This window comes from Flexivirga alba (assembly GCF_042661025.1).
Classification (GTDB): domain Bacteria; phylum Actinomycetota; class Actinomycetes; order Actinomycetales; family Dermatophilaceae; genus Flexivirga; species Flexivirga alba.
Genome location: NZ_JBHSWH010000001.1, coordinates 3,289,545 through 3,300,998 on the forward strand (window position 1 = coordinate 3,289,545; position 11,454 = coordinate 3,300,998).

Sequence of the window (11,454 nt, forward strand, 5' to 3'; positions counted from 1 at the left end):
GTCAGACCTCGTCCGACTGGTCGAGCTCATTGACCTCTTCCAACGCTGCGAGGTAACCGGCCCAGTACTCCTCCGGGAGGTCGGTCGTGGCGCCATACCCATGCCCGTCGTCGACCTGGCCGTTCTCCACCGGCCCCGGGTCGGGGATCGGGATGTTGCAACCGGCCCGCGTCAGGAGGACGTTGCAGGTGGGCGTGCGGGTCAGGACCGGACACGACGCGGCGCGCGTGGTGATGTTGCAGGTCACCGTGCGGGTGGTGATGCACACGACGGTGCGCGTGACGTTGCAGCCGGCCGTCCTGGTCAGCACGCACGCTGCCGGCCGGGTGATGTTGCAGACGACCAGTCGGGTGTTCAGGCAGCTGATGATCGGCCGGGTGACCACGGGCGCGACCATCAGGTCGACGTTCAGCTCGTCCAGCACGGACTGGATCGGGTTGGCGAACGTCCACTGGCCGTCGCTCGAGCCGGCGAAGAGCAGCCCGACCACCATCCGGTTGCCGTCCATGATCACCGACCCGGAGTCGCCGTGGTCGGAGAACCGGGCCGACTGACTGGTGTCCGTCTGGATGCGGATCTGGTGGTGCAGGGTGTGTGATCCGACGTCACTGCCGTAATTGATGGACACCGTGAAATCGGTGGAAACCACTGTGCCGTATGTCAGTTCGGTGGTCCGGCCACGCTTGCGCACCGCTGCGCCCACTGTTGCGGCGGTGTGTCCCGCGACGTCACCGATGTCCTGGACACTCGCGGTCGTCGACTTGCCGGTGTCGACCGTGACCACCGAACCGTCCACGGCGTCGGAGAGCGTGGCGCGGCTGAGGCTGCCGAATTGGTTGCCACTGGAGCCACCATCGAGCAGGGACGGCTGCACCATCCGGTCGCCCACCGACCAGGTGTTGTTGACGCACGCCACGTGGAAGTTGGTCAGCGCCATCGTCGCGCCGTTGCCGCGATCGCGCACCATCGCGCCAAGGGTCCCGGCGAAGATGTAGTTGCCGGCGGACGGCACGTCGGGCGGGGTGAGGTAGACGCTGCGTAGCGGTCCCATGGAGATGCCGCCGTGCAACGTCGAGTATGCCGTGGTGTCGACCTGCGGGGTCACCTCGTCGACCAGTTCCATTGACGGCCCCTGCAATTCGACCGTCATCTCCTGCACGTCGGTCGGGATCCCGTCGATCTCCTTCGGCACCCGGTCGGCGGCCGAGAGCTTCGACATCGGCTGCTTGGCGTCGACGAAGACCACGATGGCCAGCTGCCCCGTGTTCTTTCCGTCGGTCTCCTTGTCGGCGATGTCGACACCGATGACGTTCTTACGGGCCAACAAGTCGGACTCCGCCCCCTGCTTCGTACCGCGTATCTGTGCCCTGGCCTGTGCTCGTTCGTCAACCATGGGACTCTCCCTCCCTCGATGCGGCCCGTGAGTTCAGGCCGGATGCAAGGAAGGAGCAGCCGGCCGGCCGGGTGATACATGCGGATTCTGGAGATGCTGCGCCCGTTCGTCATACCCGAGAAAAGTTCGGCGCGGGATGTATCACCGGGGCGCGAGGCGCACTCCTGATGGGTGGCGGCAGACAGCCGGCACAACCTGCACGGATCAGTGGCGGCGAGAGACTCCCGGCGTCATACTTGGAGCCACCGGGTCCGGTCTCGAGGAGACACACATGAACGATGGCACCCGCTCCGAATCGTCCACGGCACAACAGATTTCGCCGGTTACACCCTTGCCGGCATCGGCCGCGGCGCGCTTCTCCGTGCGCCAGTTGGACCCCGACCAGTGGCCGGTGAACGACGGCGGTCGACCGGCCGCCCCCACGTTGTATGTCGGCGACCGGATCGTGGTGCCCGGCATGCCCGGACTCGGCGCCGACTCGGCGATCGAGACGATCAGCAAATTGCTGGGTGATCGCGCGCGGGTTGTGGTGACCCGGGGCTGCGCGAGCGCACCGAGATCTACCGAAAGCTCGACCTGCTCGATCGCCTCGAACCGATCGCATCGACCGTGCTGCGACTCCTTCCGACCGACGCCGATCCACGCCCGGTGGATGCCGCGCCGTGGGTGCTGCGGGCCAGGGACGCGGGCATCCGAGCCGGGTTGAGCCACGTGCTGACCGTCGCCGGTTACCTGCAAGGAGTCGGCTACCTGCAGGGCGTGGGCTACCTGCAAGGGGTCGGCTATCTACAGGGTGTGGGTTACCTCCAGGGCGTCGGAACGGAGAGCGCCGGCGCCTCGCGGGCCCCGGTGAGCTGGGCGGCTCCCGACCCGGCCGCCGGGACCGACGGCGCCGATGGTCCGGTGGTTGCGGTGCTGGACACAGGGATCGGCGCTCATCCGTGGTTCACGCACGACACGGAGCGGGATCCGCAGCTCGGTGGTGCACCGATCGGCCTGCGCTTCGGCCCGGCCGAGGACCCCGAAGGCACCGGCGTCACGATCGACCAGGTCAACGGCACGCTGGACCCGATCGCCGGGCACGGCACGTTTGTCGCAGGCATCGTGCGGCAGCACTGTCCGAGTGCGTCGCTGCTCAGCGCACCGGTCATGTATGGCGACGGCGCCGCCGATGAAACCGATCTGCTCGCCGCACTGACCGACCTCTACGCCTACCACCTGCTCGCCTGCGACGGCCGGATCGACGCTCGGCCGATCGACGTGTTGTCCCTGTCGATGGGCTATTACGCCGAGTCGCCAGGTGCCGTCGTACACAGTGGTGCGCTCGCGGCCGTTCTCACCGCATTCGGCGACGCCGGTGTGAGCGTGGTGGCAGCAGCAGGCAACGACGCGACGACAACACCGTTCTATCCGGCCGGGCTGGCTGCCGGCGGCGCGGGTGCGGTTCCGCTGCTCGCGGTCGGTGCGACCGATCCCGGTCAGTCGCTGGTGTCGGTCTACTCCAACACCGGCTCGTGGGTGACCACTTACCGCGCCGCCACCAACGTGGTGAGCACTATGCCGACGACGTTCAACGCGGCGGGGCGTGCTGCATTGACGACCAGCGGCGGTGTGCTGCCGGCCCGTGCCGCCGTTGATCTCGACGACTATTCGGCCGGTTTCGGCATCTGGAGCGGGACATCCTTCGCCGCACCTGCGTTGGCCGGCGACATCGCCGCGGCTCTTGGGGTGGCGCCGGCGGCGACCTGAACGATCGCCGCGACCGGGTCAGCACAGCGGTGCGGACCTGCCTGGCTGGTGCGTCATGACGACGGTGGGCTCGCGGAGGGACGGCCTCGCCGATCGCGCGGCCGGCTGTTTCCGGGACTACCGTGCCGGCGACGACCTCGCGATGGCTCGCCTCGTCGACGCGGTCACGCCGGTGATGTGGCACACCGCGCGTGCGGCGGGGCTGGACAAGTGCGCGGCCGAGGACGTCGTGCAGGAGGTGTGGCTCACCCTCTACCGGCAGGCCGAGCGGATCACCGACTGCCAGGCGGTCCTGCAATGGTTGCTGGTCAGCACCCGCAGGCGCGCATGGGCGGAGGCGCGTCGGTCCGGGCGGGCCCGGGTCGAGGAGGCACCGTCGGATGCACAGCACGATCGGGTGGCAACCGCTGACAGCGGACCGGAGGCGACCGTCCTGCGGTCTGACGCCGACACGACGCTGTGGCGACACTTCCGGTCGTTGTCGCCGCGCTGCCAGTCATTGCTGCGCGTCGTCGCGACAGGCGATCGCCCCGACTACGCCGGACTGGCTGCTGCACTCGGGGTTTCGGTCGGCAGCATCGGACCCACCCGAGGGCGATGTCTGGCCAAACTGCGCGCATCGCTGGAAGCCGATCACAGCTGGGAGGGAGCGCGATGAATCGCATCGATGAGCTCGCCGCGGGACCCCTTGACGAGGCCGATGAGCAGATCCTGCACTCATTGGGGGAGATCGTGGCCGCGAGCGACCCCGTTCCGGCGGCCCTGACCGACCAGGTGAAGTTCGCGCTCACCGTCGAAGCCTTGGGTGCGCAGGTCGCCGAGCTGCTCGAGCCGGAGCCGATCGGGGTGCGTTCGGCATACGACACGATCACGACTGTGACGTTCAGCGGCGACGACCTGACCGTGCTGCTGACCCTGGACTCCGAGCACCGGCCACGCCGGCGCATCACCGGTTGGTTGAGCACACCGGATGCCACCGTGCAGGTGCACGGTCCGGACGGTGAGGTTGCCGCGGAGGTCGACGAGGACGGCCGCTTCGAAGTGGACTTCTCGCGAACAGGACTGGTGCACTTGGTGATTCACCCCACGGGTGAGCCGCCAGCGCGACCTGTCATCACGCCACCGATCCAGATCTGAGGGCTGCCGATCAGCACGCCGTATGCCGAACGCGAACTCGCCCGGGCCAAGTCCCTGAACACCCTGGGTCAGTGGTCCGCGGCCCGCAGCCGGCTGGCCGGTGCTGTCGAGCGGCTCGTTGCGGATGACTCCGGTGAGCTGGAGCTGCTCGGCCGGGTGCTGGTGACCCGGGCGTTGCCCGATCTGCACCTGGATGGTCCGGTCGCTGCCCGGCGGACGCTGGACGAGGCGCGTCGTACCGCGGCAACTGCCGGGTCGCGGTATGTCGCGGCGCTCGCCTTCGTCCAGGAGGGCACGATCGCCATGTATCGCGGTGACTGGGCGGCCGGCCTGGTCGCCCTGGACCAGGTGCACGAGGAGGACCTGCGCTCGCCTGCCGAGGTGCTCGCGGTGCACCTCAACCGCGGCCTGGCCAACATCACCCTGCGGCAGCCGGCCGAGGGACGGCGCGACCTGCGTGCCGCGTTGAAGCTTGCGCTGCAACAGGATTGGCCGGAAGTCGTCTTCAAGGCGCGACACAATCTCGGCTGTCTGGAGTTCTTCGTCGGGCACCTCCCGGAGGCCATCCGCCTCATGCATGAGGCTGACGAGCTGCCGGTGCGCGTCGACCGGCTTCAGTCTCGACGGGACATCGCTGCGGCACTGCTCGAGGTCGGGCTGGTCGATCCGGCCCGGCGCTTGTTGCGGCTGGCACTGCGTAGTGCACGTGGCCGGCACCTGCGGCTGGACGAAGGCAACATCCTGCTCGACCTCGCGGGTGCTCAGTTGCTGACCGGGGATGCGCGCGGTGCGGCTCGCAGTGCTGCTGCGGCGGCCCGCGCCTTCCGTTCGTATGGCGACGAGCGGCTCGCGACACATGCCGAGCTGATGACTGCAGCGGCGGAGCTGGCGCAAGGGCACTCGGGTGCGGCACCTGATCCTGCCTTGGCGGGGACCTCCGACAGTGCGGCCCGGCTGGCCACCCGTCTGCTGGCCGAAGCTGAGCTCAACGGCGGCGCGGTGGGGGAGGCCCGGACGCTGCTGGACGGATTGGACGTGCTGCCGGCCGAGGGGATCGACGCCGTGATGCACGAGCATCTGCTGCGTGCCCGGCTGGCGGCATACAGCGATGATCGGGTGGCAGCTGAGCGTGAATTCGCCTTGGCTGCAAGGAAACTGGTGCGAATGCAGGGAGCTGTCGCGAGCCTGGAGGCCCGTGCTGCGGTCGCTGTGCACGGAGCCCGCCTGGCCGGCTACGACCTGTCCGAGGCGATGCGGCGCTCGGAACCTGCGCAGGTCTTCCGCGCACTCGAGCGCTGGCGAGCCGCGTCCCAGCGGCTGCCTGCCGTGCGCCCCCACCCGGATCCAGCGGTGGCTTCCCTGGCCATGCGGCTGCGGCAATTGCGCCACGATGCGCGCGGCGGCGAGGACAGCCCTGACCTGCGGGCCGAGATCTCGTCGCTGGAGCAGCAGTTGAGCCGCCGGATGTGGGCGGTCGGCCCCGCAGCCGCCGCGGTCGGGTTGTCACCCGCGTCATACCGCTCGGTCCGGGCGAGACTGAACGGCTCGGGGACGACCCTGCTCTACTACTTCCGGTACGCCGGGGACCTCCAGGTGCTGGTGATCGGATCGCATGGTTGTGCGATTCGCCGCCTGTCGACCAGTGCGTCGGTCGAAGCGCTGGTGGCCCGGCTGGAAGAGGACCTGCGAGCGCGCGCGCACGCCGGTCACGCGACGGCGTTGGGTGCCGTGATCGACCGCGGCGTCGCACACACCGTCGGGAGGCTTGACGCGGCACTGGTGCCAGTGGATCTCGTACCGCTCACTGATTCGGTGCTTGTCGCGCCGACGCGCGCCCTGGCATCGCTCCCGTGGAGCATGCTCCCGGCGTTGTCGGGGTGCTCGGTGGTCGTCGCGCCGTCGGTGTCTCGGTGGTGCTCGGTGGAGCCGGGGCCCGCGGTGGTCCGCGAGGCCGCGTTGCTGCTCGGACCCCGAATCGCCCATGGCGCAACCGAATTGAGGGCCGTGGCAGCTGTATGGCGAGCAGCGGGTGCAGACGTCGTCAGCCACCGCGAGGCCACGACGGCTGACCTGCTCGATGTCTTCTCGACTGCCGATCTGGCCCATGTTGCCGCGCACGGTGTCCATGCAGCGCAGAGTCCGCTCTTCTCCCGACTCGAGCTGCAGGACGGACCGCTCTTTGCACACGAACTGACCGGGCGGGACAGAGTGCCGCAACATGTGGTGCTGTCCGCCTGCGACGTCGGCAGGTCACGTGTCGGCCCGGGGGACGAGCCACTCGGCCTCGCCGCAGCGCTGCTCGGTCTGGGCGTACGCAGCGTGCTGGCCGCCGCCGGACCGGTGGACGACGAGGTGGCGGCCGCCGTGATGACGAGCTACCACCGCGGCCTCGCCGCTGGCGACTCTGCGGCGCAAAGCCTGCGAAACGCCCGCATGGAATACCCGGGCGCGGCGATCTTCACCGTCTACGGGGCCGATTGGTCGGCCGCCCGTACTCCGAAGGTCGACCCACGGTCGGATCAGGGCGTCGCCCAGGCCGTGTCCGCGTAGCGATTGCTGGAGGCCGGCGACGGCCGGGTTCGGGACCGCGCTGAGCCGAACCACATCCGGCGCCTCCGAGCAGCACGACTGCGGCGAACGCAGTCGAGATTGCCTTCCGCACGAGGTCAGGCGGGGGAGAGGAACGCCGTGAGCGCGTCGGCATACATCCGCTGGTCGTCGGTGCCGACGAGTTCGCGCACCGAGTGCATCGACAGGGTCGGCGCCCCGAAGTCGACCGTGGTGACACCGGTGAGCGCCGACGTGACCGGCCCGACGGTCGAGCCGCACGGCAGGTCCGAGCGCACCACGAAGCGTTGCACGGGCACGCCCGCTTGCTCGCAGGCCAGCGAAAACGCAGCTGCACCAACGGAATCGGTGGCGTAGCGCAGATTGGTGTTGATCTTCAGCACCGGCCCACCGTTCATCGCGATCTGGTGCTGCGGCTCGTGCCGATCGGCGTAGTTGGGGTGCGTCGCGTGCGCCATGTCGCCGGAGGCGATGACGCTGCCGGCGAGTGCGCGATGCATGGCCTCGCGGTCGCCGCCGAGGGTGCGGGTGATCCGCTCGAGCGTTGTCATCAGCAGCGCCGACTGCGCACCACGCTCGGAGACCGAGCCGATCTCCTCGTGATCGAAGAGCGCCAGCACCTGGGTCGTCCGGGCGGCCGGCTCCGACTCGTGAGCGCGGATCAGCGCGAGCGTCCCGGCATAGGAGGTGGCCAAGTTGTCCATCCGTGCGCCGGCCACGAACTCCTTGTCGCGACCGAAGAACGCCGCGGGCTGCAGGTCGAGTGTCATTGCGTCCCAGGCGAGCAGGTCCTCGGTGGGGACGCCGACCTGCTGCGCGAGGTAGCCCCGGAAGTCGCCGGCCGAGTCGCCCAGGCCCCAGTGTGGCACCAGGTGCTGCTGCGGGTTGAGCTGCTCGCCGTCGCGCGCCGACCGGTCCAAATGTATGGCGAGCCGGGAGATCCGCAGGATCGGCTGGTCGAGGTGGAAGAGTCGCTCCGCGACACCGCTGCCGTCGCGGATGGCGACCCGACCTGCCACACCGAGGTCCCGGTCCATCCAGCTCGGCGCGATGATCCCGCCATACGGCTCGACGCCGAGCAGTTGCCAGCCGGCTCGGGCGAGATCCGGCTGCGGCTTGAGCCGGAAGTTGGGCGAGTCGGTGTGCGCACCGATCATCCGCACCGGCGTGGTCGCACCGGCGGAATGCTTGGTCGACCATGCGAGCAGCGAGCCGCCACGGATCAGGAAGTAGCCGCCGGCTTCGCTGGGCCACTCGTCGGTTTCCTGGAGTTGCTGGAAACCGGCCTCCGTCAGTTGCCGGGCGGATTCGGCGCAGGCGTGGAACGGCGTGGGCGACGCGGTCAGATAGTCGATCAGGCCGGCACCGATGGTGGATGCCCTCATCGGGGCCCCCGCGAAGTATCGGAGCGAGGCACGAGCGGAGAACTTCGTGGGGTGATCATCTACTGGAGTCCTGCAGGCCGCCGCGGGCTTGCTCGAGCCAGGCCTGACGGGCCTTCAGCGAATCCTCCAACTCCTTGACCTTCTTCTCATTGCCCTTCTCGCGGGCCATGGCCAGGTCCAACTCGAGATCGGCGACGGCCGACTCGAGTTGGTTGACCATCGACTGGGCGCGTGCTGCCAACTCCGGGTCGGTCTTCTGCCATTTGGAGTCCTCGGCGTCGCGTATCGCCGTCTCGACCTTGCGCATGGCCTGCTCGATGCGGTTGATGTCCTTGCGGGGGACCTTTCCGGCAGCGTCCCAACGGTCCTGGATGCTGTGTAACGCGGACTTCGCCGCCGCCAGGTTCTTCACCGGCAGCAGCGCCTGCGCCTCCTTGAGCAAGGATTCCTTGACCTCGAGGTTGGCTTCGAACTCCTGGTTCTCCTCGGCGACCACCTCGTCCTTGGCCGCGAAGAAGGAGTCCTGCGCCTTCTTGAAGCGAGCCCACAGCTTGTCGTCATCGTGCCGCGAGGCGCGGCCGGCCTGGCGCCATTCGCCCATCAACCGCTTGAACGCCGATGCGGTCTGTCCCCAGTCCTTCGACGTCGCCAACTGCTCGGCCTCGGCGATCAGCCGCTCCTTGCGGGCCTTGACCTCGCCGTGCTCTTCGTCCAGGCGGGCGAAGTGCGAGCGTCGCGTCTTGTCGAACCCGTTACGGGCGTGGCTGAACCGCTGCCAGAGGGCGTTCTCGGTCGGCTTGTCGAGCTTGGCCCCGGCCCGCTGCAGGTTCTTCCACTCGTCCAGCAGCTCGCGCATCCGCGCCGTGCTGGACTTCCACTGGATCTTGTCGGTCGGCTGCGCGGCGATCTGCTCGGCCTCGGCGACGATCTTCTCGCGTTGTGAGGAGGCCTCGGCGCGAGCGGCCGCGCGCGCCTCACCTTCAACTTGAGCTTTGGCCTTCAGCGCGGTCGCGATCTGCTCCACGGTGGAGTCCAGGTTGGCCAGGTCGCCCACGACGTGGGCCGAGCCGACCTGCTCGCGCAGGGCGCGCAGAGCCTCCTGGCCGTCGTGCACCGGCAGGTCCGTCTGCACGACCCGCTGCAGCAGGAGGTTCGCCGCGGCGGCGATCTCGTCGTACTTGCGGGCGAAGTAGGCCAGTGCCTCGTCGTGGCTGGCGTCGGGGTAGGAACCCACTTCGCGTTCGCCGTCCGGTGTGCGCACGAACACCGTGCCGTCCTCGGCAACCCGCCCGAACGTTGCCGAGTTGCTGGCGACCGCAGGTGCCGGAACCGGAGCCTGGGTGGCCGACGCTGTCGTCGGCGGGTGCGGCTTCATGGCTGCGGGCGACGGGGGAGTCGGCCGCGGGGCGGGTGTCGCCGGAGCGGCCGGGGGATGCGCAACGGCCGTGTCCTCGGCGGTCGCGGGAGCAGGCGTGTCTTCGGCGGGTGCCGGTGCCACTGCTTCCTGCGTCGGGGCATCCTCCGGCACGACCGGTGCTGCTGGAGTCGGCTCTACGGGCGGTGTGGTGACCGACTCCGTGGACTCGGTGGTGGGCTCTGCGTTCTCTGGTGACATGTTGTCGTTCATGCCTTCTTCTCCGTGACGGTGACCTTGAGGATGCTGATCGGTTGTGTCGGTGCGCCGTCGCCGTTCGGACTGTTGGTCCCAGCCTTGGCCACTGCATTGACAATTTTCATGCCACCGACAATTTTGCCGAAGATCGAGTAGCCGCCACCATCGGTGGGCAGCTGGGTGTCGTCATACACGATGAAGAACTGGCCACCGTTGCTGTTGGGGTCCTGCGAGCGAGCCATCGCGAGCGTTCCCGCCGGGTAGTCGCCGTCCTGCGGAGCGTTCTCGATGCCGAACCCGTAGCCCGGACTGCCGGTCCCGGTGCCCGTCGGGTCGCCGCACTGCAGGACGTAGATGCCCTGGGTGGTGAGCCGGTGGCACGGGCTGTCATTCCAGTAGGCCTTGGCCAATTGGAGGAACGACGCGACGGTCTGCGGAGCCTTGGCGCCATACAACTCGACGGTCACGTTCCCGCAGTTGGTGTGCAACACCGCGGTGAAGGTCTTGCCGGCCGCGTCGGCCTTGGAGGAAGCTTCTGCTGCTGCGTGCTGGCCGGCAGCGCCGGTGGCTTTTCGCAGTGCAGCTTGGTGCCGGTCACCCCGAGCGTTGCGGCTGCTGCGTTCGGCGAACCGGCCGCGGGCGCGCCGGAAGAGGACGATGCCCCGCCGCTGGCCGACCCGCAAGCCGTGAGGCTCAGTGTCGTGGCCAGACATGCGACGCCGATGACGGACCGGGTCCGATTCAGACGCAAGAGAAGCTACTCCTCGATGTTCTCCACACGGCGGATCTCGCGCCTGTCAGGAGGGTGTTTGCAAACGCCCGCCAGTCTAAGCGGTTTGTGGCGGATTTCCACTGGATACTCAGGGTCCGGTACGTCATCGCGACCGCCGGAGGGGCACCGATAGGCTCGCCGGGTGCTCACCGCGTCCTTCCCAGCCACCGTTTTCGGCACCAACTGTTACGTGATCGCGCCCGGCCAGGGTCAGGAGTGCGTGATTGTCGACCCGGGTATCGGTGTGCTCGAGACGCTGCGTGAGGCGCTGGCCGAGCTGAAGTTACGGCCTGCCGCGGTCCTGCTCACCCACGGTCACATCGACCACATCTACTCGGTCACCCCGGTGTGTGGCGGCGAAATCGGCGCCTATATCCACACCGACGATCACTATCGGCTGGCTGATCCGCTGTCCTCGCTCGGCCCGCAGCTGGTCGGGATGTTCGAGCAGGAGTTCGGCAAGCAGCCGACCTGGACCGAGCCGAGCGAAGTGGTCGAGATCTGCGACCACGAGACGCTGCAGCTGGCGGGTATGACGTTCGAGGTGCGACATACGCCCGGGCATACCGAGGGCTCGGTGATCTTCGGCATCGACGACATCCCCGAAGGTCTGCCGGCCGAAGCCACGGTCTCCTCGACCGTGCTGTCCGGTGACACGCTCTTTGCCGGATCGATCGGTCGCACCGACCTGGCCGGCGGTGACGGCGACGCGATGACCCGATCACTACTCGACGTCGTTCTGGCCTTGCCCGACTCGGCCCTCGTGCTGCCCGGTCACGGCCCCGGCACCACCATGGCGCGCGAACGTGCCACCAACCCATACCTTCAGAACCTCTAG

At 68.5% G+C, this 11,454-nt stretch carries 10 protein-coding genes; 5 read left to right on the forward strand and 5 right to left on the reverse strand.

The features are described from left to right. Window position 1 precedes the first annotated feature (1 nt). Complete coding sequence (locus tag ACFQDH_RS16160; RefSeq protein ID WP_382403437.1) at window positions 2-1,393, reverse strand: chymotrypsin family serine protease; 1,392 nt, start codon at window positions 1,391-1,393, stop codon at window positions 2-4. Window positions 1,394-1,597: 204 nt separating this feature from the next. Continuing rightward, on the reverse strand, window positions 1,598-2,104 hold the full coding sequence (locus ACFQDH_RS16165) for a hypothetical protein (protein WP_382403438.1): 507 nt from the start codon (window positions 2,102-2,104) through the stop codon (window positions 1,598-1,600). Here ACFQDH_RS16165 and ACFQDH_RS16170 point away from each other — a divergent pair, their 5' ends adjacent. The 4 genes from ACFQDH_RS16170 (at window position 2,105) to ACFQDH_RS16185 (ending at window position 6,829) form a co-directional block, all read left to right on the forward strand. Further along, window positions 2,105-3,142, forward strand: a complete 1,038-nt coding sequence (locus ACFQDH_RS16170; RefSeq protein ID WP_382403439.1) for a S8/S53 family peptidase — start codon at window positions 2,105-2,107, stop codon at window positions 3,140-3,142. Between the two features lie 55 nt (window positions 3,143-3,197). After that, the gene (locus ACFQDH_RS16175) at window positions 3,198-3,800 is read left to right on the forward strand and encodes an RNA polymerase sigma factor (protein WP_382403440.1); all 603 of its coding nucleotides are present in this window, start codon (window positions 3,198-3,200) and stop codon (window positions 3,798-3,800) included. Next, window positions 3,797-4,279 (forward strand): hypothetical protein, encoded by a 483-nt coding sequence (locus ACFQDH_RS16180; RefSeq protein ID WP_382403441.1) that lies wholly within the window; start codon window positions 3,797-3,799, stop codon window positions 4,277-4,279. Before ACFQDH_RS16175 ends, ACFQDH_RS16180 begins: the two co-directional genes overlap by 4 nt. A gap of 156 nt (window positions 4,280-4,435) precedes the next feature. Next, entirely contained in the window at window positions 4,436-6,829 is a 2,394-nt protein-coding gene (locus tag ACFQDH_RS16185; RefSeq protein WP_382403442.1) for a CHAT domain-containing protein, read from the forward strand. A gap of 116 nt (window positions 6,830-6,945) precedes the next feature. Here ACFQDH_RS16185 and ACFQDH_RS16190 read toward each other — a convergent pair whose 3' ends face one another. From ACFQDH_RS16190 to ACFQDH_RS16200, 3 genes are read right to left on the reverse strand one after another with little or no spacing between them, the layout of a single operon-like run. Continuing rightward, a complete protein-coding gene (locus ACFQDH_RS16190; protein WP_382403443.1) occupies window positions 6,946-8,232 on the reverse strand; it encodes a M18 family aminopeptidase in 1,287 nt (428 codons plus the stop codon). 55 nt (window positions 8,233-8,287) lie between these two features. Further along, window positions 8,288-9,859 (reverse strand): DUF349 domain-containing protein, encoded by a 1,572-nt coding sequence (locus tag ACFQDH_RS16195; RefSeq protein WP_382403444.1) that lies wholly within the window; start codon window positions 9,857-9,859, stop codon window positions 8,288-8,290. Continuing rightward, window positions 9,856-10,527, reverse strand: coding sequence for a peptidylprolyl isomerase (locus ACFQDH_RS16200; protein WP_382403445.1), 672 nt, complete (start codon window positions 10,525-10,527; stop codon window positions 9,856-9,858). Before ACFQDH_RS16200 ends, ACFQDH_RS16195 begins: the two co-directional genes overlap by 4 nt. 231 nt (window positions 10,528-10,758) lie before the next feature. Between ACFQDH_RS16200 and ACFQDH_RS16205 the strand changes: the two genes are divergently transcribed. Further along, window positions 10,759-11,454, forward strand: coding sequence for an MBL fold metallo-hydrolase (locus ACFQDH_RS16205; protein ID WP_382403446.1), 696 nt, complete (start codon window positions 10,759-10,761; stop codon window positions 11,452-11,454).

What these genes read in the sequence shown, in the direction of transcription:
- ACFQDH_RS16180 (WP_382403441.1), top strand. Translation starts at nt 3,797, where the DNA reads ATGAATCGCATCGATGAGCTCGCCGCGGGACCCCTTGACGAGGCCGAT.
- ACFQDH_RS16190 (WP_382403443.1), bottom strand. Translation starts at nt 8,232, where the DNA reads ATGAGGGCATCCACCATCGGTGCCGGCCTGATCGACTATCTGACCGCG.
- ACFQDH_RS16195 (WP_382403444.1), bottom strand. Translation starts at nt 9,859, where the DNA reads ATGAACGACAACATGTCACCAGAGAACGCAGAGCCCACCACCGAGTCC.
- ACFQDH_RS16160 (WP_382403437.1), bottom strand. Translation starts at nt 1,393, where the DNA reads ATGGTTGACGAACGAGCACAGGCCAGGGCACAGATACGCGGTACGAAG.
- ACFQDH_RS16175 (WP_382403440.1), top strand. Translation starts at nt 3,198, where the DNA reads ATGACGACGGTGGGCTCGCGGAGGGACGGCCTCGCCGATCGCGCGGCC.